Source organism: Ruegeria sp. CI5, from assembly GCF_056536885.1.
The window spans coordinates 199,786-225,317 of the sequence record NZ_JBQFQN010000003.1; the positions used below are offsets into that span (position 1 = coordinate 199,786).

General features: G+C 64.0%; 24 protein-coding genes. 9 read left to right on the forward strand and 15 right to left on the reverse strand.

Features of this window, described 5'->3' with window-relative positions:
* Positions 1-38 precede the first annotated feature (38 nt).
* The 4 genes from gcvP to ACR0BA_RS11710 all read right to left on the reverse strand — a co-directional run bounded on the left by gcvP (position 39) and on the right by ACR0BA_RS11710 (position 6,045).
* Complete coding sequence (gene gcvP, locus ACR0BA_RS11695; protein WP_480728055.1) at positions 39-2,894, reverse strand: aminomethyl-transferring glycine dehydrogenase; 2,856 nt, start codon at positions 2,892-2,894, stop codon at positions 39-41.
* Positions 2,895-3,068: 174 nt separating this feature from the next.
* Positions 3,069-3,434: a glycine cleavage system protein GcvH gene (gcvH, locus tag ACR0BA_RS11700; RefSeq protein WP_093964179.1), complete on the reverse strand. Its 366-nt coding sequence runs from the start codon at positions 3,432-3,434 to the stop codon at positions 3,069-3,071.
* A gap of 18 nt (positions 3,435-3,452) precedes the next feature.
* The gene (gcvT, locus tag ACR0BA_RS11705) at positions 3,453-4,547 is read right to left on the reverse strand and encodes a glycine cleavage system aminomethyltransferase GcvT (protein ID WP_480728057.1); all 1,095 of its coding nucleotides are present in this window, start codon (positions 4,545-4,547) and stop codon (positions 3,453-3,455) included.
* Between the two features lie 316 nt (positions 4,548-4,863).
* Complete coding sequence (locus ACR0BA_RS11710) at positions 4,864-6,045, reverse strand: hydantoinase/carbamoylase family amidase (protein ID WP_480728059.1); 1,182 nt, start codon at positions 6,043-6,045, stop codon at positions 4,864-4,866.
* A gap of 158 nt (positions 6,046-6,203) precedes the next feature.
* Between ACR0BA_RS11710 and ACR0BA_RS11715 the strand changes: the two genes are divergently transcribed.
* Genes ACR0BA_RS11715 through ACR0BA_RS11730 form a run of 4 tightly spaced genes read left to right on the forward strand, consistent with a single transcriptional unit; the run spans position 6,204 to position 9,703 of the window.
* Positions 6,204-6,854 carry a histidine phosphatase family protein gene (locus ACR0BA_RS11715; protein WP_170342072.1) on the forward strand — a complete coding sequence of 217 codons (651 nt, stop codon included), beginning with the start codon at positions 6,204-6,206 and terminating at the stop codon, positions 6,852-6,854.
* A gap of 18 nt (positions 6,855-6,872) precedes the next feature.
* On the forward strand, positions 6,873-7,487 hold the full coding sequence (locus ACR0BA_RS11720; RefSeq protein WP_480728061.1) for a glutathione S-transferase family protein: 615 nt from the start codon (positions 6,873-6,875) through the stop codon (positions 7,485-7,487).
* 14 nt (positions 7,488-7,501) lie between these two features.
* Positions 7,502-8,557: a saccharopine dehydrogenase gene (locus tag ACR0BA_RS11725; protein ID WP_480728062.1), complete on the forward strand. Its 1,056-nt coding sequence runs from the start codon at positions 7,502-7,504 to the stop codon at positions 8,555-8,557.
* Between the two features lie 3 nt (positions 8,558-8,560).
* Positions 8,561-9,703 carry a saccharopine dehydrogenase family protein gene (locus ACR0BA_RS11730; RefSeq protein WP_480728064.1) on the forward strand — a complete coding sequence of 381 codons (1,143 nt, stop codon included), beginning with the start codon at positions 8,561-8,563 and terminating at the stop codon, positions 9,701-9,703.
* A gap of 81 nt (positions 9,704-9,784) precedes the next feature.
* Here ACR0BA_RS11730 and ACR0BA_RS11735 read toward each other — a convergent pair whose 3' ends face one another.
* The 5 genes from ACR0BA_RS11735 to ACR0BA_RS11755 all read right to left on the reverse strand — a co-directional run bounded on the left by ACR0BA_RS11735 (position 9,785) and on the right by ACR0BA_RS11755 (position 12,728).
* Positions 9,785-9,988, reverse strand: a complete 204-nt coding sequence (locus ACR0BA_RS11735) for a DUF1127 domain-containing protein (RefSeq protein ID WP_093964173.1) — start codon at positions 9,986-9,988, stop codon at positions 9,785-9,787.
* 50 nt (positions 9,989-10,038) lie between these two features.
* Positions 10,039-10,266: a DUF1127 domain-containing protein gene (locus tag ACR0BA_RS11740; RefSeq protein ID WP_480728066.1), complete on the reverse strand. Its 228-nt coding sequence runs from the start codon at positions 10,264-10,266 to the stop codon at positions 10,039-10,041.
* A 121-nt stretch (positions 10,267-10,387) separates the two neighbouring features.
* Positions 10,388-11,461: a hypothetical protein gene (locus tag ACR0BA_RS11745; RefSeq protein ID WP_480728068.1), complete on the reverse strand. Its 1,074-nt coding sequence runs from the start codon at positions 11,459-11,461 to the stop codon at positions 10,388-10,390.
* A gap of 91 nt (positions 11,462-11,552) precedes the next feature.
* Positions 11,553-11,870, reverse strand: coding sequence for a DUF3775 domain-containing protein (locus tag ACR0BA_RS11750; RefSeq protein ID WP_093964170.1), 318 nt, complete (start codon positions 11,868-11,870; stop codon positions 11,553-11,555).
* Positions 11,871-11,957: 87 nt separating this feature from the next.
* On the reverse strand, positions 11,958-12,728 hold the full coding sequence (locus ACR0BA_RS11755) for a DUF1365 domain-containing protein (protein WP_480728069.1): 771 nt from the start codon (positions 12,726-12,728) through the stop codon (positions 11,958-11,960).
* 150 nt (positions 12,729-12,878) lie between these two features.
* On the opposite strand from ACR0BA_RS11755, the gene ACR0BA_RS11760 reads away from it, so the two are divergent.
* From ACR0BA_RS11760 to ACR0BA_RS11770, 3 genes are read left to right on the forward strand one after another with little or no spacing between them, the layout of a single operon-like run.
* Positions 12,879-13,535, forward strand: coding sequence for a sigma-70 family RNA polymerase sigma factor (locus tag ACR0BA_RS11760; RefSeq protein ID WP_174825133.1), 657 nt, complete (start codon positions 12,879-12,881; stop codon positions 13,533-13,535).
* 10 nt (positions 13,536-13,545) lie between these two features.
* The gene (locus ACR0BA_RS11765; RefSeq protein ID WP_260063665.1) at positions 13,546-14,196 is read left to right on the forward strand and encodes a ChrR family anti-sigma-E factor; all 651 of its coding nucleotides are present in this window, start codon (positions 13,546-13,548) and stop codon (positions 14,194-14,196) included.
* A gap of 56 nt (positions 14,197-14,252) precedes the next feature.
* Complete coding sequence (locus ACR0BA_RS11770) at positions 14,253-14,657, forward strand: hypothetical protein (protein WP_480728072.1); 405 nt, start codon at positions 14,253-14,255, stop codon at positions 14,655-14,657.
* Between the two features lie 3 nt (positions 14,658-14,660).
* Here the strand turns inward: ACR0BA_RS11770 and ACR0BA_RS11775 are convergent, their stop codons facing one another.
* From ACR0BA_RS11775 to ACR0BA_RS11800, 6 genes are all read right to left on the reverse strand, one after another.
* A complete protein-coding gene (locus ACR0BA_RS11775; RefSeq protein WP_480728074.1) occupies positions 14,661-15,899 on the reverse strand; it encodes a DNA recombination protein RmuC in 1,239 nt (412 codons plus the stop codon).
* Positions 15,900-15,956: 57 nt separating this feature from the next.
* Complete coding sequence (gene mutL / locus ACR0BA_RS11780; protein WP_480728075.1) at positions 15,957-17,813, reverse strand: DNA mismatch repair endonuclease MutL; 1,857 nt, start codon at positions 17,811-17,813, stop codon at positions 15,957-15,959.
* A 282-nt stretch (positions 17,814-18,095) separates the two neighbouring features.
* Entirely contained in the window at positions 18,096-19,025 is a 930-nt protein-coding gene (locus ACR0BA_RS11785) for a metal ABC transporter permease (protein ID WP_480728077.1), read from the reverse strand.
* Positions 19,022-20,227 carry a metal ABC transporter permease gene (locus ACR0BA_RS11790; RefSeq protein ID WP_480728079.1) on the reverse strand — a complete coding sequence of 402 codons (1,206 nt, stop codon included), beginning with the start codon at positions 20,225-20,227 and terminating at the stop codon, positions 19,022-19,024. Before ACR0BA_RS11790 ends, ACR0BA_RS11785 begins: the two co-directional genes overlap by 4 nt.
* A gap of 3 nt (positions 20,228-20,230) precedes the next feature.
* Positions 20,231-21,034: a metal ABC transporter ATP-binding protein gene (locus tag ACR0BA_RS11795; protein WP_311201678.1), complete on the reverse strand. Its 804-nt coding sequence runs from the start codon at positions 21,032-21,034 to the stop codon at positions 20,231-20,233.
* A 2-nt stretch (positions 21,035-21,036) separates the two neighbouring features.
* A complete protein-coding gene (locus tag ACR0BA_RS11800; RefSeq protein WP_480728081.1) occupies positions 21,037-21,990 on the reverse strand; it encodes a metal ABC transporter solute-binding protein, Zn/Mn family in 954 nt (317 codons plus the stop codon).
* Positions 21,991-22,187: 197 nt separating this feature from the next.
* Here ACR0BA_RS11800 and deoC point away from each other — a divergent pair, with 197 nt between their 5' ends.
* On the forward strand, positions 22,188-23,186 hold the full coding sequence (deoC, locus tag ACR0BA_RS11805) for a deoxyribose-phosphate aldolase (RefSeq protein WP_170439170.1): 999 nt from the start codon (positions 22,188-22,190) through the stop codon (positions 23,184-23,186).
* 11 nt (positions 23,187-23,197) lie between these two features.
* Positions 23,198-25,531: an aldehyde dehydrogenase family protein gene (locus ACR0BA_RS11810; RefSeq protein ID WP_480728083.1), complete on the forward strand. Its 2,334-nt coding sequence runs from the start codon at positions 23,198-23,200 to the stop codon at positions 25,529-25,531.
* Position 25,532 lies beyond the last annotated feature (1 nt).

Genomic DNA, 25,532 nt, shown 5'->3' on the forward strand with positions numbered 1-25,532 from the left:
AAAAACCCCCGCCGGATCGGGCGGGGGTTTCAGTGTTTTTATTCGGCGGCTTCTTCGTATGCGTCCATCGGCGGGCATGTGCATACGAGGTTCCGGTCTCCGTACGCGTTGTCGACGCGGTTGACGGGCGACCAGTATTTGTCGACGCCCATGGAACCCGGCGGGAAGCAGGCCTGTTCGCGGGTGTAGGGTCGGTCCCACTCGCCCACCAGGTCGCGCACCGTGTGGGGGGCGTTCTTCAGCGGGTTGTTCTCGGGGTCGATCTTGCCGTCGATGACATCCTGCGCCTCGGCGCGGATCGACAGCATGGCGTCGCAAAAGCGGTCCAGCTCGTCCTTGGGCTCGGATTCCGTCGGCTCGACCATCAGCGTGCCGGCCACCGGCCATGACATGGTCGGCGCGTGGAAGCCGCTGTCGATCAGCCGCTTGGCCACGTCGTCGACGGTAATGTTGCCGGCCTCGGCCAGCGGGCGGGTGTCAAGGATGCATTCATGCGCCACCCGGCCGGTCTCGGAGGTGTAGAGGATCGGATAGGCCTCCTGCAGGCGCGCGGCGATGTAGTTGGCGTTCAGGATCGCCACCTTGGTCGCCTGGGTCAGGCCCGCGCCGCCCATCAGCAGCACATAGGCCCAGCTGACCGGCAGGATCGAGGGCGAGCCGAAGGGTGCAGCCGAAACCGGACCCACGGCGGTGCCATATTCCGGGTGGCCCGGCAGGTGCTCGGCCAGATGCGCCTTGACGCCGATCGGGCCCATGCCGGGGCCTCCGCCGCCATGCGGGATGCAGAAGGTCTTGTGCAGGTTCAGGTGGCTGACGTCGCCGCCGATGTCGCCGGGGCGCGACAGGCCCACCATGGCGTTCATGTTGGCCCCGTCGATATAGACCTGACCGCCGTGGTCATGGGTGATCCGGCAGACCTCCTGCACCGTTTCCTCGAACACGCCATGGGTCGAGGGGTAAGTGATCATGCAGCCGGCCAGGTTGTCCGAGTGCTTCTCGGCCTTCTCGCGGAAGTCGGTCAGATCGATGTTGCCCTTCGCGTCCGCCTTCACCGGCACCACCTGCCAGCCGACCATCTGCGCCGAGGCCGGGTTGGTGCCATGCGCCGAGGTCGGGATCAGGCAGACATTGCGATGCCCCTGCCCGTTGGCGATGTGATAGTTGCGGATCGTCAGCAGGCCCGCATATTCGCCCTGCGCGCCCGAGTTGGGCTGCTGGCTGATCGCGTCATAGCCGGTGATCTGGCACAGCTTGTCGTTCAGGTCGGCGATCATCTCGTGATAGCCCTGCGCCTGATCTTCCGGCACGAAGGGGTGCATGTTGGCGAACTCGGGCCAGGTGACCGGGATCATCTCGATCGTCGCGTTCAGCTTCATGGTGCAGCTGCCCAGCGGGATCATCGCCCGGTCCAGCGCCAGGTCGCGGTCGGCCAGGCGGCGCATGTAGCGGGTCATCTCGGCTTCGGCCCGGTTCTTGTGGAAGATCGGGTGGGTCAGATAGGGCGTCTCGCGCAGCGCATAGTCCGGCAGGCGGTACTGCTTGTTCGAACTGTCGTCCTTCTTGTCGATGCCGAAGGCACCCCAGACCGCCTCGATCGTCTCGGCGCGGGTCTGTTCATCCAGGCTGATGCCGACGCGGGTCCCGCCTACCTTGCGCAGGTTGACGCCGCGGGCCACCGCCGCCTCCATAACGGTTTTCTGCAGCGGGCCGACCTCGACCGTGATCGTGTCGAAGAACACCTCGGGTTCGACCTTGAAGCCGTGCTCTTCCAGCCCGGCCGCCAGGCGCGAGGTCTTGCGGTGCACCGACTGCGCGATCGCCTTGATGCCGTCGGGGCCGTGGTACACGGCATACATCGAGGCGATCACCGCCAGCAGCGCCTGCGCGGTGCAAACGTTCGAATTGGCCTTCTCGCGGCGGATATGCTGTTCGCGGGTCTGCAGCGCCAGACGATAGGCCTTGTTGCCGCGGCTGTCGATACTGACGCCGATGATCCGGCCCGGCATCGCCCGCTTGAGCTTGTCTGTGGTGGCCATGTAGGCGGCGTGCGGCCCGCCATAGCCCATCGGCACGCCGAAGCGCTGGGTCGAGCCCACGGCGATATCGGCGCCCATCTCGCCCGGCGATTTCAGCAGCGCCAGCGACAGGATGTCGGCGGCCACGATGGCGATGGCGTTGTGTTCATGCAGCGCCGCGATTTCCTTGGTGAAGTCGCGCACATGGCCATAGGTGCCCGGATACTGGAAGATCGCGCCAAAGACCGCGCCCGCGTCCAGCTCGTCAGGGTCGGCAACCGTGACGTCGATGCCCAGGGGTTCGGCCCGGGTCTTGATCACCGCGATGGTCTGCGGGTGGCAGTTGCGGTCCACGAAGAAGGCCGCGTTGTTGGCCTTGGACCGGCCGCCGCGCTTGGCCATCGCCATCGCTTCGGCCGCTGCGGTCGCCTCGTCCAACAGTGAGGCGTTGGCCACGTCCAGCCCGGTCAGGTCGCTGACCATGGTCTGGAAGTTCAGCAGCGCTTCGAGCCGGCCCTGGCTGATCTCGGGCTGATAGGGCGTGTAGGCGGTGTACCAGGCCGGGTTCTCCAGGATGTTGCGCAGGATCGGCGCCGGGGTGGTGGTGCCGTAATAGCCCTGACCGATCAGCGAGGTCAGAACCTTGTTCTTTCCCGCCACCTTCTTCATGTGATAGAGCGCGTCGCGTTCCGTCATCGCCGGGCCCCAGTCCAGCGGCTCTTTCTGCCGGATCGCCGAGGGGACGGTGGCGTCGATCAGATCGTCCAGCGTCTTGAAGCCAATCACTTTCAGCATGTCGCGCATCTCGGTCGGGCTGGGACCGATATGGCGACGGTTGGCAAAGTCATAGGCTTCGTAGTCGGTCAGTTTGAAGGCCATTGCAGCGCTCCCATGGATAGGTCAGGCCCGACGGAGACTGAGGAAGCCTCCGGCGGGGAGTAAGGGCCGTCCCGGGAACTGTCCGGTGGACAGTTTCAGGCCCGAACGGGCGGAGCCCAAATTCGGCGGCACAAGTCAAAACGATGGAGCCCCATGCGGAGACTCCGCTTGGGTTTAGCCGATGAACGCCTTGTAGCCGGCCTCGTCCATCAGATCTTCCAGCTGCGCGGCATCGGTGATCTTGATCTTGTAGATCCACGCCTCGCCCTCGGGATCCTCGTTCAGCGCGCCCGGGTTGTCGGCCAGCGTCTCGTTCACCTCGAGAATTTCGCCATCGACCGGGGCATAGATCTCGGAGGCCGCCTTGACGGATTCGATCACCCCGATCTCGCCGTCCTTCGCGAATTCCTCACCTACGTCCTGCTGCTCGACGAACACCACCTCGCCCAGCTGCTCGGCCGCGTGCTTGGTGATGCCCAGCGTGGCCGTGTCGCCCTCGACCGTCAGCCATTCATGTTCTTCGGAATAATAGGTTGCCATGCTGTCTCTCTCCTGACTTCAACGCTTGTAATTCTGTTTGACGAAGGGCAGCGCCACGATCCGCGCCGGCTGCGCCTTGCCCCGGATGATCAGATTCACCTTCTCGCCCGGCTCGGTGTGGCCGGCGGCGACGTAACCCATCGCAACCGGTCCGCCGACTGTCGGGCCGAACCCGCCCGAGGTGATCTGACCGATCGTGTTGCCCTGAAGATCCTGCACCTCGACCCCCTGTCGCGCCGGGGCGCGGCCTTCGGGTTTGATCCCCACCAGCTTGCGCGCGGGACCTTCGGCCAGTGCGCGCTGGATGCGGGCCGCGCCGGGAAAGCCGCCCTCTTCCTTGCGCCGCTTCTGGATCGCCCAGGCCAGGTTGGCCTCGATCGGCGAGGTGCTCTGGTCGATGTCATTGCCATACAGGCACAAACCCGCCTCCAGCCGCAGGCTGTCGCGCGCGCCCAGGCCCGCCGGTTCGCAATCCTCATGCGCCAGCAGGGGGCGGGTGACCTCGATCGCCTTGTCCTCGGGGATCGAGATCTCGTAGCCGTCCTCGCCCGTGTAACCCAGTCGCGAGATCCGGCATTCGACTCCGTCGATCGGGGCAACGGTGGTTTCCATGAACTTCAGATCGCGGGCCGCCGGGCACAGTGCGCCCACCACGTCCTCGGCTTTCGGGCCCTGAACCGCCACCAGCGCGCGGTCGAAGATCTCGGTCACCTCGACCCCGTCCAGGTGCGCGCGCATGTGCGGAATGTCCTGATGACGCAGCGCCGCGTTCACCACCACGAAGAAATGATCGCCCGCGTTCGACACGATCAGATCATCCATGATCCCGCCGTCCTCGTTGGTGAAGAACCCATAGCGCGCCTTGCCCTCGGGCAGCGTCGCAAAAGCCTGCGGGCACAGCGCCTCGAGCTTCTCGCCCACATTCTCGCCCCGCAGTATCACCTGACCCATGTGGCTCACATCGAACAGCGCCGCCTTCTCGCGGCACTGCTTGTGCTCGCCCATGATTCCCAAAGGATACTGAACGGGCATCTCCCAGCCCGCAAAGTCAACCAGCTTGCCTCCCAACTCAACATGAAGGTCATACAACGGCGTGCGCTTCATTCCAGGCATGTCAGTGTTCTTTCTTTTGGCAAAAGTGGCGCGATGGACCGGATCCAAAAGCGCATGGCTGGGAATAGCATGCCACGGCAGCCTTTCCGGATCGAGTCAGTGGAATTCTGGCTGGGCGACATGCATTTTCCGGTACCGGCAACTTCGCGGCTGGCGGTGTTCCGTCCGACTTCAGATCGCAGGTATTCATCACGGCCTAAATCGCTCATGGACAAGGAGTATACATCTGCATGCTGCAGCTTTGTGTCGTATAGGAAACTTTTTTCCGTTACGCAACAGCTGAAATTGCAATATTCACGGTCGGCGGCCCCGTACCTCAGCGATCGGCAAGTGCCGCCTCCAAGGCCTTCAACCCCGTCACCAGATCGGCCTCGGCGGTATCCTCCGCGAAGTCATGACTGATGCCGTTGATGGATGGCACGAACAGCATTCCGACCGGCATCAAGGCTGCCACGTTCGAAGCATCGTGCAAGGCCCCGGATGGCATGACCCGCCAGTTGCCGGGCGCGACGGTCTGGGCTCCGTATTCCAGCGACCGCCGGAGGGTCGGATCCATTTCAACCGGCTCGATGCCCAGCATTGGCCCGAACTGCGCATCGCCCCCGATGGATTCACTGACCTCTTGGGCGGTCGTACGAACGATGCTTTCCATTCGGGCCAGACGATCCGTGTCCTGATCGCGCCACTGCATCGAGAAACGGACCCGGCCAGGAACGATCGAAGAGGCATTCGGAGACAATTCGACGTGTCCGATCGTCCAGACCGTCTGCGGGGTCACCACGTTGCGGAACCGCTCGTTGATCAGGCCATTGAAGATCGTCAGAGCCTGGAACGCGTCTCGGCGCAGGTGCATCGGTGTCGTGCCGGCGTGGTTCTGCTGGCCGGAAAACTCGATGACCATGTCGCGAATGCCCACGATGTCCGAGACCACACCGATGGCCTCGGCGTTGGCATCCAGAATCGGACCCTGCTCGATATGCATTTCGATGAACCCGGTGAATTGGGCGGGGTTCACAAAATCCTGCATCAGACTTTGCATCCGAGCGCGCGCGTCACCGAACCGTATGCCCGCGTGGTCGGTCAGGTCGTCAGCCTGCGCAAGGGGCAACTTGCCGGACCAAATGGCTGATCCAGTGGTGACGCCGAACCGGCCTTCCTCATCCTGAAAGCTGACCACCGAGATCGGGCGCTGGCTGGAGCGAGCCAGCTCCAACGCCGCGATCACGCCCAGCGCGCCATCCAGCCAACCGCCCTCGGGCTGGCTGTCTGAATGCGATCCCATCAATAGCGACGGCGCGGACGCCAGACCGAACAGGTTTCCGACCGGATCAAAATGCGGTTGCAGCCCGGCCTCCTGAAATCGGTCAGCCAGCCATCGCCGCGCCGCAATGTCCGCGTCTGAATATGCCGGGCGCACGACGCCCTTTCCAACCCCCGCAGCTCCGAATTCCCGCAGCTTGTGCAGATCATCCAGAAACCTCTGCGCATTCACGGCCATTGCGCTGTCCTTTCTTGTCGCTTGCCGCAACTCTATCGCCGGCCCGCCCGCCCGCAAGCCCGGTTGCAGGCGGCCCCGGTTTTTTGACGGCAACCGGCCGAACACCTCTGGCCCCCGCAGGTAAGCTGCCCTAAGACTTCGGGCCAAGAGGGACCGACATGTCATACATCACATTGGTACGCCACGGGCAGGCCAACACCACCGCACGGGACGAAGACAGTTATGACAAGCTCAGCGAGCTTGGGCATCAGCAGGCGCGCTGGCTTGGGGCCCATCTGCGCGAGACCAAAGCCCATTATCCACGGGTGTTTTGCGGCACCCTGACCCGGCATGTGGAAACGGCGGCAAGCATGGGTCTGCCGGAACCCGTCCGCGATGCACGTCTGAATGAAATCGAGTATTTCACCCTTGCGCAATTGTTCGAGGAACAGCACGGCGTGACGATCCCGACGGACCGCGAAGGCTTTGTTCAGCACCTGCCGCTGACCTTCAAGGCCTGGGCCAACGGCGACATTCGGAACGCGCCGGAAACCTTCGAGCAGTTTGAAACTCGCGTCTCGGACGCTCTGCGTGAAATCCATGACGGCGACGGGCCGGCCATCGTGGTAACCTCGGGCGGGTTGATCTCGATGGTGGTGCGGCAGGCGATGGGGCTGGACATTCCGGCAATGGCGCGCGTGGCCCTTGCCATCATGAACACCTCATTGCATCGTCTGCACCCGATCGGAGCGGACCTGAGCCCGGTTCTGTTCAACGCGGTTCCGCATCTGGAAGCGCCGGACCGGCATTTCGCCCAGACCCACCTGTAACCGGATCGGAGGTCCCAGATGCAGATCTACTACGCACCCCGCACTATCTCGATCGCCGTCGTCATCGCGCTTGAGGAAGCCGGTCTGGACTATGAGGCGATCAAGCTGGACTTCGCTGCGGGCGAGCAGACGACGGCGGCTTACAAGCAGATCAACCCCAAGGGTCGCGTTCCCGCTCTGGTGGTCGATGGTGGCATTCTGACGGAAACCGGCGCTCTGCTTGAATACATCGCAGCCAAGGCCCCGAAGGCCGGGCTTGTTCCGGACGATCCGGTCTTGGCCGCGCGGATGCGCGAGGTGATGTATTATCTGGCCTCGACCATGCATGTGAACCATGCGCACAAGATGCGCGGTCACCGCTGGGCGGATCAGGAGTCCAGCTGGCAGGACATGAAGGGCAAAGTGGCCCAGACGATGACCGAGTCCTGCGCTTACATCTCGTCAAACGGGCTGCGCGGCCCGTTTGTTTTGGGCGAGGCATTCTCGCTGGCCGACGCCTATCTCTACGTGGTTTGCAGCTGGTTGGAAGGTGACGGAGTCGATGTCACGGCCTTTCCCAAGATCCAGACCTTCCGCGCGGCGATGGAGGCCCGACCCTCGGTTCAGGCGGTACGGGCCGCCGGAATGCTCTGACAAAAGGACATCGCATGACACATCTCTGGGTCCGGGCTGAACAACGCCCGAACGAGGAACGGGTGGGCCTGACGCCCGAGGGCGCGGCACAACTGATCGCCGCCGGCATCCGCGTGACGGTCGAGGAGAGCCATGTCCGCGCCATCCCGATCGACGGCTACCGCGCGGCGGGCTGCGAAATCACACCGGAGAACTCGTGGCCGGATGCGCCGCTGGATGCGATCATCTTCGGCCTCAAGGAACTGCCCGAGGACGGCACGCCGCTGCCGCATCGCCACATCATGTTCGGCCATGCCTTCAAAGGCCAGCATTCGGGCCGCAAGCTGCTGGAGCGCTTCAAGGCCGGCGGCGGCACGCTGTATGACCTGGAATACCTGGTGGACGAGAACGGCCGGCGGGTCGCGGCCTTCGGCTATTGGGCGGGCTACGCGGGCGCGGCGGTGACGCTCAAGACCTGGGCGGCGCAGCAGAGCGGCGAGATCTGCGGCCCCGTCGGTGTCTATCCCGGCAAGGACGCGCTGAACGCCGAGCTGCTGGCCGAGCTGGACGCCACCGGCGCGCCCCGCCCCCGCGCCATCGTGATCGGCGCGTTGGGCCGCGTCGGCACCGGCGCGTCCGACCTGTGCGAGGCGATGGGGGTCGACGTGACGAAATGGGACATGGCCGAAACCGCCCAAGGGGGACCGTTCCCGGAAATCCTAGAACACGACATCTTCCTCAACTGCATCTTCGCACGCCCCGGCACCCCGGTCTTCGTCCCGCGGGAGGCGCTGAATGCCCCGCGCAAGCTGACCGCCATCGGCGATGTGGCCTGCGACCCCGACAGCGACTACAACCCGGTGCCGGTCTATGACCGCGCCACGACGTGGGAAGAACCCGCCCTGCGCGTGGCCACCGACCCGGTGCTGGACGTGATGGCCATCGACAACCTGCCCTCGATGCTGCCGGTCGAAAGCTCGGAAGACTACGCCGCGCAACTTCTGCCCTCGTTGCTGACCCTGACAGACCTGACCTCGGGCGTTTGGGCGCGGGCCGAGGACACCTTCAAATCCCATATCGAAAGGATCTGAGCCATGGCGATTCACTGGTGTGGCACCGGCCTGTCGGCCATCCCCGGCCTGCGCCGCCTGATCGAGGCCGGCCACAAGGTCACCGTCTGGAACCGGACCGTCGACAAGGCCCGCGCCGAGGTCGGCGACCTGACCGACGACATCCGGGCCTTCGACATTGATGCTCTGAGCGCGGTGCTGGAAAAGGGCGACGTGATCGTCTCGATGCTGCCGGGCGACTGGCACGTGCCGCTGGCGGAACTGGCGATCGCGAAGGGCGCGCATTTCGTCTCGTCCTCGTATATCGCGCCCGAGATGCGCGCGCTGGACGACAAGGCCCGCGAAGCCGGCGTCGCGCTGGTCAACGAGGTCGGGCTGGACCCCGGCATCGACCACCTGATGGCCCATGCGCTGGTCGATGACTACCGCGCGTCCGACGCCTTCGACCCGGAAAACCACCTCAGCTTCATTTCCTACTGCGGCGGCATCCCCAAGAACCCCAACCCGTTCCGCTACAAGTTCAGCTGGTCGCCCCTGGGCGTGCTCAAGGCGCTGCGCTCGCCCTCGCGGTCGATCCGCGACTATGCCCCGCTGGACGTGGCCCGGCCCTGGGACGCGATCAGCACCTATGTCGCGCCGCTGCCCACGCCCGAAAGCTTCGAGGTCTATCCCAACCGCGACTCGATCCCCTTCATGCAGCAGTACCATTTCGAGGAGCACTGGCCGGTCAAGGAATTCGTCCGCGGTACTCTGCGGCTGAACGGCTGGTCGGATGCGTGGTCGGACGTGTTCCGCGAAATCGAAACGCTGGAAGGCCCCGAGGGCGATGCCCGGCTCAAGGAAATGTCCGACCAGTTCTGGGCCGAGAACGCCTATGAGGAGGGCGAGCCCGACCGCGTCGTGCTCTGCGTCGGCCTGAAGGCCGAGAAGGACGGCATACCGGTCTGGCACAAGACCTATGTGATGGACGCCTGGGGCGACGCACGCGGCAGCGCGATGGCGCGTCTGGTGTCGATCCCGGTCTCGCTGGCGGTCGAAGCGGTGCTGAACCGCGCCATTCCCGCCGGTGTCCATGCCGCGCCCAGCGATCCGAAACTGGTTCAGGGCTGGATGGCCGAGATCGACAAGCTGGCACAGCACCTGCAGGTGGTCGACCACCTGGGCTGACCCAACCAAAAAGCCATTCCGGACGCACCGGAATGGCTTTTTACTGGTGTTTTCACCAACCGTCGGATCGGCGCCTGTGATTCAGATGTAGCGCTCGATCGTTTCCTCAAGATCGCTGCGGTTGATGCCAAGCTCGGACAGCTGCCGGTCATCCAGACCGCTCAGATGTTGCGCCGCGCGTACGATGTCATCCTTTACCGCCCGGATGCGCATGGCGCGATCGAACAGAAGCAGCGCGCTGGCGGATGGGCAGGGTTGTTGAGTCGGTTGCATTGTGTCGAGCATCGGCTGTTTCCTCCCAGTTTGGCCGGTGTCCTGTTGGGGCGCGGCCCTGGTTACTGCGTAAACGCGGCGCGCTGATAGACGCTCTGATAGGCCGTTTGGGGGATGTCTGAGCGGGTGATGCCGATATCGTGGAGCTGCTGGTCGCTCAGGCGTTCGAGGTCACGGACCGTCTTCGCAAAGATCTGCTTCCGAAACCGTTCGGTCTTGGCCTCGGCGTATTTTGTAAAAAGGTCATGAAACAGGCTGTGGTTCGACTGTGTGGTTTGTGCGTTTGCCATTGGTTTGTCCTCCTGAAAACCGAACTGCATTGCAGTACTGTCATCAGATAAAAGGACGCCGCGTTAACGGTTCCGGACCAACGGATTAAGCTTTGTTAACCTGACGTCAGGGTGGGCGGGGTCACTGACCGGATGGCAGGGCCACCCGGATGGCGAAGGCGGTGGCGGGGTCGATCTGCGGGTCAGCAAGAAGCGCCCGCAGCGCAGGTGCAAGCGTGTCATCCCCCCAATCGCGCGTGGCCAGGGCGATCTGCCCTGCAGTGTTTTGGTCGCGCGCAATCTCACCGACAAAGATATCAAGGATCTTCCCGCGGTGTTCCGGCATCGCATCGCCGCCGTCGATCAGCGCCGCGATGATTGCCTGCCGATCCTTTGGGGAAAGCGGGCTGGCGGTCAGAGCCTCCTTGATCGTGCTCAGGGCTTGGTCGCCGTCGATTTCGATACCGGCAAGCGCCCATTCGCGCAGGTTGAACCCTCCGGTGGCGACCGCCTTTGGATAGACCGCGCGCACCGCCTTTGCCACGGCCGGATCAGATTGCAGGCCCAGCAGCCGGATCGTTGCCGGGGCATAGGCTACGCGGTTCAGACTCCGCAAATCGCGCAGAAGATCCGGGGTTGCAGCAGCATCGCGCAGGTCGCGCACAGCCGCATAGGGTGCCCGGTGGAGCTCGATGAGAGCGGTATTCCGCAACAACCTGTCCCCGGAATTCAGATAAGCGGCAAAAAACGCGGCGCGCTCGGCGGATCGGGATCCGTCCAACCGCCAGCCTTGGCCTTGCGCCTGTACCTCGGCAACAAAATCGGCCCGCTGCGGCGTCATCAGAAACCCCTTGGTCCAGGATTGATCAAATGCGCGCCCGGCCTTGTCCCGGCTGCCGGGGCCATAGATCATCAGGACCACCCGGTCAGGATCAGCCCGCAGAGCATTTCGAGTGCTGCTGTCCACCAGAAACGGTATCTGGGGGAGGTCCGAAACCTCGCCCCAACTGCCTTTCAGCAACCCGACAGGTGCATAGCGGAAAGGGTCTGCGGGCGCGGGTGCAGCCAGAACGATGACCGAAGCAGACAACAACCGGTCGGCCAGAGAGTTTTCGGGAAGCGCCAGACAAACGGTGCAGGACAGCGCCGGACGCTGCGGCCACGCCGGCACGGCCATAAGGGCCAACACCAATATCGTCTTCAACATGCGCGGCATCTGGCGCCCCTGCTGTGGACCGGGCGCTGCGCCATACACGGCGCCCTCTGGCCCGGAGCATAGCGCAGAAACACCGTGCGGGCGACCAAGTCTACATCAGGTCGTTCTCGACATCTTCGGCCGAGATGCCCAACGCGTCCAACCCGTTCTCAAGGTGATCCGACAGATGCGGCGTGCCGATCAGGTAATCGGCGCATGGCGTCGAAGCCTCGGCCTTGGCCGTAGCGATCGCCTCGCTGAGGTCGTCCGGGAAAAAGCTTTCACGCCCAATCCACATGATCGCCACCAACTCGGCTTGCTCGTCTTCGTCCATGCGATCGATAAAAGCCCGCAGCTCGCCCTCGGCGCGATCCAGCTCGCGGCCCATCATGGCGACCTGGGCGACTTTGGTTGGCGAGATTTCCAGCATTGGTTTCAACTCCTCTGTCCGCAATTGGAGTCCATCTCAACCATTGCATCGCGCCTGCGTCCTTGATCTTGCGCAAACTACAGATCTTCACTCGTGCGGGCGCGAGACGGGGTGAGATGGCACCGGTGCGGTGCGGAACGGTCGGAAAGTGGCCTTCTTGATCCACAGTTTCAGCGCCTGCCAGTGGATCAATGCAACCGCCCGCCGCGCGCCAAACGGGCGTCGCAGCAGCGAACGAAGGATCGCGCCATTGGTGAGAGGTTGCCGGACGCCCGTGAGCGTAGCAATCAAACCGCCCCCGTCGCGGCCGTAGTCGATCCAAACCCCGACCCGGTCCGGGCGCAGGTCGAACCGGAAAGTGTAGGTGCCCTCGATCTTTTGAAACGGCGAGACATGCATCACTTTGGTCGCGCATATCCGATCAGAAGGAGCGACCACGTCAAACCCCGGCTTGTGGCAGACATAGCTGTGCCGCGTTCCATGAGTGTTGGTGACCTCGGCCACCACGGCAAACAGTGCGCCTGCGTCATTCAGGCAAAACCAGAAACTGACCGGGTTGAATACGTGGCCCAGCACCCGGGGTTGGGTCAGCAACAGAACCTGCGCGGGTTGGGGGATTTGCATCGCCCGCAGACTGTCGCGGAGCCACGGGGCACCCCGACCATCGCCAGGCTCCCCTCCATGATCGCGGGTCCGCCAGCCGGTGAGGTTGGGTCTATCTACCGAAAACAACGCGGGCGTTTCCGCTGCCTGTTCGGGATCCAGCAGAATGTAGTCGACCGAGTAGCGAAAGGCGTTCTCGATGGCACCTTTCCTTCCGTGAAAGGTATGGGCCGGAACGAAGTCGATTTCTGGCATGGTCGGACTGATCTTTTCTAGCGGTCAACATTCTGGATCGGCTGCGTTTTTCAGCGAACATCCATGATCATGATACGAAAAAAACGCGCGACCGGATCAAAAATCTCGGGCAGGCGTGATCCGACTTGGGTGCGGCACCGTAATACAGTTATGTTTACCGAGATGGACACCGTTGTTCCGGACGATGTCGCGACCGCCCCGGCGGCGCGGCCGGCTGGGCGCGGCACGAAACGAACCAAGGGATCGTCGGTGAACGGTACGAAGAATAATGGCGCGGCAAGATGCGAGTGGGTGTCCCACGTCCAACGCATCCGTCAGTCGCAGGATCAGGCGGCGTTTGCCGAGCTGTTCCAGCACTTTGCCCCTCGGGTCAAAGCGTTCCTGATCCGGTCGGGTTCGGACGCGACGTTGGCCGAGGAATGCGCGCAGGAAGTCATGGCCACGTTGTGGCACAAGGCGCATCTGTTTGATCCGTCACGGGCTACCGTGGCGACATGGGTCTTTACGATCGCGCGGAACAAACGCATCGACGCCATTCGCAAACAGCGGCGTCCTGAACCGGAAGAACTGACATGGGGTCCCGAAGCGGAACCCGAACAGGAAGACGTAATCGCGCTGCAACAGGAAACGGCGCAACTGAAAACGGCCCTGCTGCAATTGCCCGAGGCACAGCGGGAACTGATCGAGAAGGCGTATTTTGGTGACCTGAGCCATCGCGAGATCGCTTCGCAGACCGGGCTTCCGTTGGGCACCATCAAATCGAGAATTAGGCTGGCGCTGGACCGCTTGCGCCACGCGATGAACTGAGATGATAGAGATGAGCAAAGAGATCAAACATCACCTGACGGACGACCTGCTGATGGCCTACGCCTCGGGCACACTGCCCGAAGCGTTCGACCTGATGGTCGCGACCCACCTGTCCCTGTGCGACCATTGTCGCGCCCGCGCTGAGAGTTATGACGCGGTGGGCGGACACATGCTTGAGGACCAGGTCGAAGCCGCACCTTTGTCCGCGGATGCCCTGTCATCGACAATGGCTCTGATCGCGCAGGGTGCGCCGACCCCAAAGCCCGCGCGCGCGAAATGTGACGTGCTGCCGGCACCGTTGCAGGATTACGTCGGCGGCGATGTGCACAGCATCCGCTGGAAGCCGATTGGCATGGGCGTCAAGCAGGCCATTCTGCCAACCTCGCGCGATGCTACGGCGCGCCTGTTGTTCATTCCGGCCGGTGCCGCAGTACCGGACCACGGCCACAAGGGCATGGAACTGACCATGGTTCTGCAAGGCGCGTTTTCCGACGAGGTGGATCATTTCGCCCGCGGCGATGTCGAGATTGCAGACGAGGACCTGGAACACACGCCCGTGGCCGACATGTCCGAGGATTGCATCTGCCTGGCGGTGACCGACGCTCCGCTGAAGTTCAACAGCCTGATCCCACGGTTGGTGCAGCCCTTCCTGCGAATCTGAACGGTCCCTCGGGTGTGCTAGGCTTGGAGCCGGGAATCACCGGGAGGATATGCAGAATGTTGAAACAAGCTCTGGCAGCTCTGTTCATTGCCGTTGTGGCCGTGCCGGCCTTGGCCCAAAGGACGGCCGAGGTGAAGTTCCAAGCTGGAAACTTCGGCACCATGGTTAACGGCACTATCACGGGTAATGAATATTTCGATTACGTGCTGGGCGCGAAAGGCGGGCAGGAATTGTTTGCCGAGCTTCAGGTCAGCGATACCAACGGCAGCGGCGTAGTCTATTTCAACATCATGCCGCCGGGCAGCGACGGGGTCGCGATCTACAACGGCTCGATCGACGGCAACACAGCCCGCATCACCCTGCCCGAGGACGGGGATTATACCATCCGCGTCTACTTGATGGGCAATGACCGGGATACCGGCAAGACCGTCGGCTACAATCTGGACCTGTCGATCCAGTAGGTCTCAGCCCTCGGACTTGCCCAGCGGCACCACGTTGGCGCGGTCCTCGGGGGCCAGTTCCTCGAAATCGAAATTGTCCAGCCGCTGCGCCCGGCGACCGGCCTTTTCCGCGCTGATCTTGATTTCCGAGATATCCTTGGCCGCCTGCCCGAAATGCCGGTCGAGATTGGCCACCCGGTCGCCCAGACGCTCCACATCCTTGTGCAGCAGGCCCAGTTCCTTGCGGATCGCGCCCGCCTGTTCCCGCATCCGCGCGTCCTTGAGTATGGCGCGCATCGTGTTCAGCGTGGCCATGCAGGTGGTCGGCGAGACGATCCAGACCCGTTTCGAGAAACTCTCCTGCACCAGTTCGGGGAACTTGGCGTGCAGCTCGGCATAGACCGCCTCGGAGGGCAGGAACATCAGCGCCCCGTCTGCGGTTTCACCGTCCAGAATGTATTTCGTCGAGATGTCGGTGATGTGCTTGCGCACCGTGCTGCGGAACATCTGCACCGCCGCCTTCAACTCCATGTCATTGCCCGCGCCCACCAGCGCCTCATAGGCCTCCAGCGGGAACTTGCTGTCGATCACGATGGGCCCCGGCGGGTTGGGCAGGCGGATCAGGCAGTCGGCGCGTCTGCCGTTCGACAGGGTCGCCTGCAGCACATAGCTGTCCGAGGGCAGCGCCTTGGACACGATGTCGTTCAACTGGATCTCGCCGAAGGCGCCGCGGGTCTGCTTGTTCGACAGGATGTCCTGCAGCGACAGCACGTCGCCCGAAAGCTTGGTGATGTTGTCCTGCGCCTTGTCGATGGCGGCCAGCCGTTCCTGCAACTGGGTCAGCGAGGTCGCGGTCTGTTTCGAAGACCCATGCAGGGTTTCCTTCATCCGCTCCTGCATCTCGGCCAGCGCGCGGGCGGATTTCATGGCGTTTTCGGCCAGCCGGTCGTTCATGTGCTGCTGCACCGCCGACAGCCGCGCCTCGACCGTCTGGATCACCTGCACCTGCGCATTGGCCTGCGTGTCCGAGACATGCTGCAACCCGCCGCGCAATTGCTCCTGCCCCTGCCCCAACTGCTGCACATGCTGGCCCAGATAGGCCAGCTGCTGCGCCAGCGGCTCGGCCATCCGGGCCGAGCGGCTGGCCGCGCGCAGGGCCAGAAACAGCAGGACGAGGATCAACAGAGCCACGCCCGCCCCGATCAGGGCGGCCATCACCATGGGGTCTTCCAGCGAATATCGGGTGCCTGCAATCTCGATCATCTCAACCTGTGCGTTCTTGTTTTGTTTCTTCTTTTCTACCGCCGATCGGCGGCCGGATCAACTGCGGCCGAACAACCGTTCGATATCGCTCAGCTTCAGCTCAACGTAAGTCGGCCGCCCGTGGTTGCACTGGCCGGAATGGGGCGTGGCCTCCATCTCGCGCAGCAGGGCGTTCATCTCTTCGGCGCGCATCCGGCGGCCCGAGCGGACCGAGCCATGGCAGGCCACCCGGCTGAGGATCGCCTCGATCCGCGCCTGCACCGTCTGGCTTTCGCCCTGATCGGCCAGCTCGTCCAGAATGTCGAGGATCATCGCCCGCGCGCTGACCTCGCCCAGAATGGCTGGGGTCTCGCGCACCGCCACCGCGCCCCCGCCGAAGGGCTCGATGGTCAGGCCCAGGCGCGACAGGTCGTCGGCCACCGCGAGCAGGCGGGCGCAGTCGCCCTCGGACAGTTCGACGATCTCGGGGATCAGCAGCGCCTGCGCGGCCACGCCGTTCTCGGCCATCTGTGTCTTGAGTTTCTCATAGACCAGCCGTTCATGCGCGGCGTGCTGGTCCACGATCACCATGCCGTCGGCGGTCTGGGCGATGATGTAGTTTTCATGCACCTGCCCGCGCGCGGCCCCCAGGGGTAGGTGCTCGGGCGGGGTCTGGTCGGGTTGCTCGGCTTCGGCCACGGGCTCGACCACGCTGCCGCTGTAGGCATTGGCCAGATCGGCAAAGCCGGGCGCCTGCGCCTGATAGGCCATGGCCCGCGCCGCGGGTGACGGCCGGTCCATCTGATAGACCCGCGCGGGCGCCGCCGGGGCCGGCTCGGGCCGCATCGCGCCAAGCGTCGCGTTGGCCACGGTGGTCGAGGCGCGGTGCCCCGCCTCGGCCAGCGCGTGCCGCAGGCTGGAGACGATCAGCCCGCGCGCCACGCCGGGATCGCGGAACCGCACCTCGGATTTCGCGGGGTGCACGTTCACGTCCACCAGCGTCGGCTCGCAGTCGATGAACAGCGCCGCCGCCGGGTGCCGGTCACGACTGAGGAAATCGAAATAGGCCGCCCGCAAGGCCCCGGTCAGCATCTTGTCACGCACCGGCCGGCCGTTGACGAACAGGAACTGCGCCACTGCCGCGCCGCGCGAATAGGTGGGCAGAGCGGCGTAGCCATATAGGCGGATCCCCTCGCGGGTGGCGTCGATCTGCAAGGCATTCTCGGCAAACTCGCGCCCCAGGATGCGGGCCAGCCGGGCGTGCAGCGCGTCGAACAGGTCTCCGTTCTCGCGGTCGGCACGGAACACCACGCGCCCCTCGCCCCCGCCCGAAACATCGCGCAGGGTGAAGGTGATGGAGGGTTCCGCCATGGCCAGCCGCTTGACCGTGTCCGAGATCGCCTGCGCCTCGGCCCGGTCGGTGCGCATGAATTTCAGCCGCGCGGGCGTGGCATAGAACAGGTCGCGCAGCTCGACCACGGTGCCGGCGCGCAGGGCGGCGGGCTTGACGCCCTCCATCTTGCCGCCCGCCACGCGGATCTGGGCCGCCTCGGCCCCCGGCGCGCGGCTGGTGATGGTTAGACGCCCCACCGCGCCCAGCGAGGGCAACGCCTCGCCGCGGAACCCGAAGGTGTGGATGTTGAGCAGGTCCGACCCGTCGATCTTGGAGGTCGCGTGGCGCGACAGGGCCAGCGGCAGATCCTCGGGCGCGATGCCGCACCCGTCGTCGGTGACGCGAATCAAGGTCTTGCCGCCGTCGGCGATGTCGATGCCGATCCGGGTGGCCCCGGCGTCGATGGCGTTCTCCACCAGTTCCTTGACGGCGGATGCGGGGCGTTCGACCACTTCACCGGCCGCGATGCGGTTGATCGCGGCCTCGTCGAGTTGCCGGATTACCGGGCGGTTTTCGCTGATATTGGGGTTTGCCTGCGCCATACCGCTAGACCTAGCACAATCGCACGCGATTCTGCCACCGGTTTACGCTGCTTTGGTATAGGGGGTCGGATCGCCCGGCCAATCGAGATGCGCAACCCGAATTGGTTGCCAGAAGTTTCACGATTGCCCGGACGATCCGTGGTGAGTGGTGGTCATTAACTGTGTAATGGCGCGGTGTCTAACACGGTGCGTTGGACAAATCTGCTTAAGGTTCGCTTGCCCCGTTTGGTGGGCAAAGTTTGGCCGATCACCGACCGGACCGGGTGGCGGGAACACGCCGGATCAGCCCGGACCCGGCGCCGCTGCGCGCATCCGGCAGGGGCCAAACACGGCCGCGAAAGCCAGAATCAGGCCGGACATGGTGGCGATCATCCCGGCCGCACTGACGGCGTCCGATCCGCCCAACCACAGCGGGCCATATCCAGCCAGGACATAGCCGGACACGGCGGACAGGATGGCGAAGACAACACTCCAGGCAATCTGGGTCTCAAGCCGGTCGGTCATCATCCTGGCGGCGGCCGGCGGGCAGATGAACATTGCGATCACGATGATCGAGCCGACGGCATCAAACGCGGCCACGGCTGCAATCGCCGCCGCAATCACCAGCGCCATTCCCAGCGCCCCGGTTCGAATTCCGATCGTCCGGGCAAAGCCTTCGTCGAAGGTCGAGATCTTGAGCGGCCGCCAGAACAGCCAGACGAACAGGCTGACACCCACCAGGGTCAGGGCGATCCGAGCAAGCTCGGGTGGCAGGCCGGCCAGCGCGACCGGATCCAGCAGCGAGGACCAGCCAGTCGCGTCAAGCCAGATCAGGCTTTCCAGGCTGCCATAGAGTGCGTGTTCGACATCCAGATGAACGCTCGAAGTGTCGGTCTGCTCCAACAACAGCACCCCTCCGGCGAACATGGTGGTGAACACGACGCCCATTGCAGCGCCCGGTTCGATCTGGCCCAGCCTCCGGATGGTCTCGATCAGCACAACGGCGACAACCGCCGCGCCCGCGGCGCCCAGCATCATCGGCCAGGTCGAGATCGCGCCGGTGACAAGAAAGGCCACGACGATTCCGGGCAGAACCACATGGCTGATGGCGTCGCCGATCAGTGCCTGTTTGCGGAGCACAAGGAAGTTTCCGGGCAATGCGCAGGCGATGGCCGCGAAGGTCCCGATCAACAGCGGCGTCAGGGACAGGGGAACGAATTCTTCACCGCTCATGGGCGAACCTCCCGTGGTCCGCCAATGCGGCGGTCGATGTCGTCGATCTGGTCCCGGGTCAGAACCGTTTCGATGTCGCGTAACCCGTCATACAGGGCGGCGGCTGCCTCGTGCGCATTGTCGGCGCGTACGATTTCCCAGCGTTTCTCGTCGCGCAGCGCCTTGGCCGCCTGCGCTCTGCCGGCATCCGTAGCCACCCCGTCGGGCCGGGCAAGTCCGGTCTGACGCAGCAGGCGCAGTGTGTAGGGCTCATAGATGTTCTGGCCTTGAGCAAGCGCCAGCAACCCCTGTCGGATGTGAACCCGCCGCTGGAACCGCAGATGCCGCACGATCGCGGCCAATACGCCGCGCACCGGAGCCAGAAACAGCGATAGGACAAAAAAGCCAAAGCTGAACAGGACGATGATCGGTCCGGTCGGCAAGTTGGGCGCCGAGGCGGACACCGCCGCACCCAGATAGCCAGACAACCCGCCGATGACCCCCGACAACAGCACCACATGGTCGGACCGGTCCGACCAGAACCGCGCCGTGACGGCGGGTATGATCAGCAAAGCCACGATCAGGATCAATCCGACGATCTTCAGCCCGACAACCGTGACCGCCATGACAAGCCCCATCATCGCAAGGTCGATGCGATGCACTGGCAGCCCCAAGGCGGCCGCATATTCGGAATCGAACGCCACCATCATCATGGGGCGGCGGATGATCATGACGAGCAGCAGCGTTGCAGCGCCGCCGATCGCGATGATCAGTGCGTCAGACCACAGCATCCCGGCCGTCGAGCCCAGCAAGAACCCCTCAAGCCCAGCCTGTCGGCCCACCCCCATGGTCTGGATGATTGTCAGCAGAACGATACCAAAGCCGAAGAAGACCGACAGGACCGCCCCGATCGCCGCGTCCTCGGCCAGACGGGTGCGGCGGATCAGCCAGTTCATGCACAACAGACCCACGGCGGCCGAAATCGCGGAGCCGGACAGCAGTCCGATCAGGTTTCGCCCGGTTCCGCCCAGCGCCACCAGCACCATGAAGGCGATGCAGACGCCCGGAAGGGTCGCGTGGCTGATGGCGTCACTGACCAGCGCCCGCTTGCGCAGAAACAGGAAGGTGCCTGTCACGCCAGCCGAAAACCCAAGCAGCGTGGCGCCGATGGCAACCAAGGTGGCGTTGTACCCCAATTGCAGGGTCAGTGCGTCCCACAGCATGTGTCAGCCCGCAGTGCCCGAGATCTGGTTGATCTGGGCGGTGGCAAGCCGCCCCCCGTAGGCGGCCTGAAGAGTCTCGGCGGTAAAGGCCTGCTCCACCGGGCCCTCGGCGACCTTGCGGGTATTGATCAGGAACACGTGGTCGAAATAATCCGTGACCGTAGCAAGGTCATGGTGGACCACGACCACCGTCTTGCCGGCTTCCTTTAGGGATTTGAGGACCGAGATGATGGCTTTTTCGGTGGCGGCATCGACCCCGGCAAACGGTTCATCCAGCAGGTACAGATCGGCATCCTGAGCAAGTGCGCGCGCCAGAAACACCCGTTGCTGCTGACCACCCGAAAGCTGGCCGATCTGGCGATCCGCAAACTCATGCATCCCGACCCGATGCAGGCACTCCATCGCGTGGGCCATGTGTCGCATCCGGACCCGGCCCAGCAAGCCCAGTTCCCGCGACAGGCCCATCAGGACCACGTCGATGACCCGCGTCGGGAAATCCCAATCGACGCTGGCGCGCTGCGGAACATAGGCGATACGGGCCCGCTGCCGGTCTAACGCCTTGCCGAACACCAGCACCTGGCCCGACAGCGGCTTGACGATACCCAGCGCCGCCTTGAGCAGCGTCGATTTGCCAGCGCCGTTCGGTCCGATGATGGCCGTCATGGCCCCGGGTTGCACCGTCATGTCTACCGAGAAAATGGCCGGTTTCTGACCGTAGGATACCGTCATCCCCCGGATCACAAGCGGGCTGTCCTGCACCGTCAGGTCCCCGCTTGATGACGATTTGCCAGCCGCAAGCTCCAACATGGTCAGAACCCCGCCGACAGCTTGCCGGACATGCCGCGTTCGGGCACATCCGCACCCAGGCCCCGTGCAATGACCGTGATGTTGTGATCCAGCATCCCGATATAGGTGCCCTCGTAGGTGCCCGGCTCGCCCATGGCGTCCGAATACAACTCACCCCCGACCGAGACGGTATGACCCTTCGCCGCCGCCCCCTCGATCAATGCCCGCATCGACCGATCCGAGACCGAGCTTTCAACGAAGACGGCGGTCAGATTGCGCTCGACCAAAGTGTTGACCAATTCTCCGATCCGGTTCAGCCCCGCCTCGGACTGGGTCGAGATACCCTGTATCCCCAACACTTCGAACCCGAATTCCTCGCCGAAATAGGCAAAGGCGTCATGGGCAGTGACCAGCACCCGGTTGTCTTCGGGTACCTGGGTCAGCACCTTTTTCCCATAAGCGTCCAACTGGTCGATTCCAGCCAGAAAACGCTGGGCGTTGGCGGCGAAATAAGCGGCGGAGTCTGGCCGCACGTCGGTCAGCGCCTTTTGCACCTCGACGACGACATCCTTCCACAAGACCGGGCTCATCCACACATGCGGATCGTATTTGTCGGCATAGTCGGCATGCGCACGCAGCTTCTGCTTGTCGATGGCATCCGCCACGGCAACGACTTTGCGTTTGCGCCCGAGGTCGTGGAAGAAGTCTTCCATCTGCGCCTCAAGATACAAGCCGTGCCACAAGACCAAGTCGGCCCTTGTCGCGGCAACGATATCGCTGCGGGTCTGGCGATAGCCGTGCGGGTCGACTCCGGGCCCCATCAGCCCTTTGACTTCGACCTGATCACCGCCAACCTGCTGCACGGCGTCCGCAATCATTCCGGTCGTCGCCACGACCTTCAACGGCGCCTCGGCCCACGCCGCCAAGGGCAGCGAGGCACCGAGAGCAAGGGCAAGAAGAAAACTGCGGCGAATCATATGTGACCTCGTTCCGAGTACCAGTTGAGAATGAATATGCGAACCATTCGCAACTAAGTCAACCGTGTTGCGAATTACTCGCAAGAAAAAGCCAGATTTGTCCAATTGGTCAAAAAAGTGGCCAAAGGCGTCCGGTTTGCCTTTCCTTTGGCTGTTTCCCGTGCGATTTTGGCGCAAACCTCCCAAAGGACGTGACAATGGATACGCAGAGCTCAGAAAGCCCCGTGCGCACCGCGCATCTGCCGCAAGTGACCGAGCCCAGAAATCCCGGCATGGATCTGGACCTGGACTGGGTGCGCGCCGTGCAGGCCAACACCTCGGCCATTGAACGCCGCGCCGCGACCCTGCCCGGGCGCCGGTCGGTCAAGAAAGAGCATCAGGCCGCGTGGCTGCTGAAGGCAATCACCATGATCGACCTGACCACCCTTTCGGGCGATGATACCGAGGGCCGCGTGCGCCGCCTGTGCGCCAAGGCCCGCCAGCCCGTGTCACCTGCGCTGCTCAAGGCGCTGGACATGCCGCCGATCACCACCGGCGCGGTCTGTGTCTATCACGACATGATCGAAACGGCGGTGGATGCGCTGACAGGCACCGGCATTCCGGTCGCGGCCGTGTCCACCGGCTTTCCGGCGGGTCTGTCGCCCTTTCACCTGCGCGTGGCCGAGATCGAGGAAAGCGTAAAGGCCGGGGCCGAGGAGATCGACATCGTGATCTCGCGCCGCCATGTGCTGAAGGGCGACTGGCAGGCGCTCTATGACGAGATGAAGGCGTTTCGCGCCGCCTGCGGCGATGCGCATGTAAAGGCCATCCTCGCCACCGGCGAGCTGGGCAGCCTGCGCAACGTGGCGCGCGCCTCGCTGGTCTGCATGATGGCGGGGGCGGATTTCATCAAGACCTCGACCGGCAAGGAAAGCGTCAACGCCACCCTGCCCGTGTCGCTGGTGATGATCCGGGCGATCCGTGACTATTTCGACCGCACCGGCTATCGCGTGGGCTACAAGCCCGCGGGCGGGATTTCCAAGGCCAAGGATGCGCTGGTCTACCTGTCGCTGATCAAGGATGAGCTGGGCGACCGCTGGCTGCAACCCGACCTGTTCCGGTTCGGCGCGTCGTCGTTGCTGGGCGATATCGAGCGGCAGTTGGAACATTTCGTCACCGGGGCATACTCGGCCGGATACCGGCACCCGATGGGCTGAGGACAGGAACAATGACAGTCAAAGAGATTTTCGAGACCATGGAATACGGACCCGCCCCGGAAAGTGCCGCCGAAGCCCTGGCATGGCTGGTCGATCAGGGCGACAAGTTCGGCCATTTCATCGACGGCGCCTTTACCAAGCCCGGCAAAGGATTTGAAAGCCGCAACCCGGCCACCGGCGAGGTTCTGGCCAAGCTGACCCAGGCCACGCAGGCCGATGTGGACGCCGCCGTCGCCGCCGCTCGCAAGGCGCAACCCAAATGGGAAAAGCTGGGCGGCCCCGCCCGCGCCCGATACCTATATGCAATCGCGCGGCTGATCCAGAAACACGCCCGCCTGTTCGCGGTGCTGGAGACGCTCGACAACGGCAAGCCGATCCGGGAATCGCGCGACATCGACATTCCTCTGGTGCAGCGGCATTTCTACTATCACGCGGGTATGGCCCAGCTGATGGAAACCGAGCTGCCCGACGCACAGGCGTTGGGGGTCTGCGGCCAGATCATCCCGTGGAACTTCCCGCTGCTGATGCTGGCGTGGAAGGTGGCCCCGGCGCTGGCCATGGGAAACACGGTGGTGTTGAAGCCTGCCGAATACACTTCGCTGACGGCGCTGCTGTTTGCCGATATCTGCATGCAGGCCGGTCTGCCCAAGGGCGTGGTCAACATCGTCACCGGCGACGGCGCGGTGGGCGAGATGATCGTGAAGGCAGACGTGGACAAGATCGCCTTTACCGGCTCGACGATCGTGGGGCGCCGCATCCGCGAGGCCACCGCCGGGTCGGGCAAGGCCCTCACGCTCGAGCTGGGCGGCAAGTCTCCCTACATCGTCTTTGACGATGCCGACATCGACAGTGCCATCGAAGGTCTGGTCGATGCGATCTGGTTCAACCAGGGCCAGGTCTGCTGCGCGGGCTCGCGCCTGCTGGTGCAGGAGGGCATCGCCGAGCGGTTCTATGCCAAGCTGCGCGCCCGCATGGACACGCTGCGCATCGGCAACCCGCTGGACAAATGCATCGACGTGGGCGCCGTGGTGGACCCGGTGCAGCTGCAGACCATCAAGTCGATGGTCGAGGGCAACGCGGTAGGCCAGGTTTACCAACCCGCCTGTGAGTTGCCCGCGAACGGCTGCTACTACCCGCCAACGCTGATCACCGGACTCGAGACCTCGGACCCGCTGATGCAGGAGGAGATATTCGGCCCGGTTCTGGTCTCGTCGACCTTCCGTACCCCGGCCGAGGCGGTCGAGCTGGCCAACAACACCCGCTACGGACTGGCGGCCACGGTCTGGACCGAGAACGTCAACCTTGCGCTGGACATCGCGCCCAAGCTGGTCGCGGGCGTGGTCTGGGTCAATGCCACCAACCTGTTCGACGCGGCCGCGGGCTTTGGCGGCGTGCGCGAAAGCGGCTTTGGCCGGGAAGGTGGCTGGGAAGGGCTGAGCGCCTATACCAAGCCCAAGGGCAAAGCCAAGCCGGTGGCCAAGATCGAACCTATCGTGGGCGAAGGCGGCCCGGTCGATCCGGTCGACCGCACGGCCAAGCTCTATGTCGGCGGCAAGCAGGCCCGGCCTGATGGCGGCTATTCCCGCGCGGTCTGGGGCAAGGCGGGGCTGCTGGGCCATGTGGGTCTGGCCAACCGCAAGGATGTGCGCAACGCGGTCGAGGCCGCGGCAGGTGCGGCGAACTGGTCGAAAACCACCGGCCATCTGCGGGCGCAGATCCTGTATTATATCGGCGAGAACCTCTCAGCCCGCGCCGACGAGTTCGCGCATCGCATCGACGCGATGACCGGCCGCAAGGACGGCGCGAAAGAGGTCGACGCCGCAATCCAGCGCCTGTTCACCGCAGCCGCCTGGGCCGACAAGTATGACGGCCAGGTGCATGGCGTTCCGATCCGGGGCGTGGCGATTGCGATGAAGGAACCGGTGGGCGTGATCGGCGCGCTTTGTGCCGACGAGGCGCCGCTGCTGGGTCTGGTCTCGGCCATGGCCCCGGCGATCGCGATGGGCAACCGGGTGGTTCTGGTGGCGTCCGAGCCCTATCCGCTGGCGGCCACCGATTTCTATCAGGTGCTGGACACCTCGGACGTGCCCGCCGGCGTGGTCAACATCCTGACGGGCAGCCATGAGGAACTGGCCAAACCGCTGGCCTCGCATCTGAACGTGGATGCGGTGTGGTCCTTCTCGTCGTCGGACCTGTCAGCGCAGATCGAGGTCGTCTCGGCCGGGAACCTGAAACGGACCTGGGTCAATAACGCGACGGCATTCGATTGGGGCATGGACCACACCCGCCGCTTCCTGCAGGCTGCGACCGAGATCAAGAACATCTGGGTGCCCTACGGCGAGTAGG

Excerpts from the sequence above, each read along its gene's own strand:
- ACR0BA_RS11745 (WP_480728068.1), bottom strand. The coding sequence starts at position 11,461 with ATGCCGCGCATGTTGAAGACGATATTGGTGTTGGCCCTTATGGCCGTG.
- ACR0BA_RS11730 (WP_480728064.1), top strand. The coding sequence starts at position 8,561 with ATGGCGATTCACTGGTGTGGCACCGGCCTGTCGGCCATCCCCGGCCTG.
- ACR0BA_RS11785 (WP_480728077.1), bottom strand. The coding sequence starts at position 19,025 with ATGAGCGGTGAAGAATTCGTTCCCCTGTCCCTGACGCCGCTGTTGATC.
- mutL (WP_480728075.1), bottom strand. The coding sequence starts at position 17,813 with ATGGCGCAGGCAAACCCCAATATCAGCGAAAACCGCCCGGTAATCCGG.
- gcvT (WP_480728057.1), bottom strand. The coding sequence starts at position 4,547 with ATGCCTGGAATGAAGCGCACGCCGTTGTATGACCTTCATGTTGAGTTG.
- deoC (WP_170439170.1), top strand. The coding sequence starts at position 22,188 with ATGGATACGCAGAGCTCAGAAAGCCCCGTGCGCACCGCGCATCTGCCG.
- ACR0BA_RS11715 (WP_170342072.1), top strand. The coding sequence starts at position 6,204 with ATGTCATACATCACATTGGTACGCCACGGGCAGGCCAACACCACCGCA.
- ACR0BA_RS11770 (WP_480728072.1), top strand. The coding sequence starts at position 14,253 with ATGTTGAAACAAGCTCTGGCAGCTCTGTTCATTGCCGTTGTGGCCGTG.
- ACR0BA_RS11790 (WP_480728079.1), bottom strand. The coding sequence starts at position 20,227 with ATGCTGTGGGACGCACTGACCCTGCAATTGGGGTACAACGCCACCTTG.
- gcvP (WP_480728055.1), bottom strand. The coding sequence starts at position 2,894 with ATGGCCTTCAAACTGACCGACTACGAAGCCTATGACTTTGCCAACCGT.
- ACR0BA_RS11725 (WP_480728062.1), top strand. The coding sequence starts at position 7,502 with ATGACACATCTCTGGGTCCGGGCTGAACAACGCCCGAACGAGGAACGG.
- ACR0BA_RS11710 (WP_480728059.1), bottom strand. The coding sequence starts at position 6,045 with ATGGCCGTGAATGCGCAGAGGTTTCTGGATGATCTGCACAAGCTGCGG.
- ACR0BA_RS11810 (WP_480728083.1), top strand. The coding sequence starts at position 23,198 with ATGACAGTCAAAGAGATTTTCGAGACCATGGAATACGGACCCGCCCCG.
- ACR0BA_RS11795 (WP_311201678.1), bottom strand. The coding sequence starts at position 21,034 with ATGTTGGAGCTTGCGGCTGGCAAATCGTCATCAAGCGGGGACCTGACG.
- ACR0BA_RS11775 (WP_480728074.1), bottom strand. The coding sequence starts at position 15,899 with ATGATCGAGATTGCAGGCACCCGATATTCGCTGGAAGACCCCATGGTG.
- ACR0BA_RS11740 (WP_480728066.1), bottom strand. The coding sequence starts at position 10,266 with ATGGCAAACGCACAAACCACACAGTCGAACCACAGCCTGTTTCATGAC.
- ACR0BA_RS11800 (WP_480728081.1), bottom strand. The coding sequence starts at position 21,990 with ATGATTCGCCGCAGTTTTCTTCTTGCCCTTGCTCTCGGTGCCTCGCTG.
- ACR0BA_RS11735 (WP_093964173.1), bottom strand. The coding sequence starts at position 9,988 with ATGCTCGACACAATGCAACCGACTCAACAACCCTGCCCATCCGCCAGC.
- ACR0BA_RS11720 (WP_480728061.1), top strand. The coding sequence starts at position 6,873 with ATGCAGATCTACTACGCACCCCGCACTATCTCGATCGCCGTCGTCATC.
- ACR0BA_RS11750 (WP_093964170.1), bottom strand. The coding sequence starts at position 11,870 with ATGCTGGAAATCTCGCCAACCAAAGTCGCCCAGGTCGCCATGATGGGC.
- gcvH (WP_093964179.1), bottom strand. The coding sequence starts at position 3,434 with ATGGCAACCTATTATTCCGAAGAACATGAATGGCTGACGGTCGAGGGC.
- ACR0BA_RS11760 (WP_174825133.1), top strand. The coding sequence starts at position 12,879 with ATGTTTACCGAGATGGACACCGTTGTTCCGGACGATGTCGCGACCGCC.
- ACR0BA_RS11765 (WP_260063665.1), top strand. The coding sequence starts at position 13,546 with ATGAGCAAAGAGATCAAACATCACCTGACGGACGACCTGCTGATGGCC.
- ACR0BA_RS11755 (WP_480728069.1), bottom strand. The coding sequence starts at position 12,728 with ATGCCAGAAATCGACTTCGTTCCGGCCCATACCTTTCACGGAAGGAAA.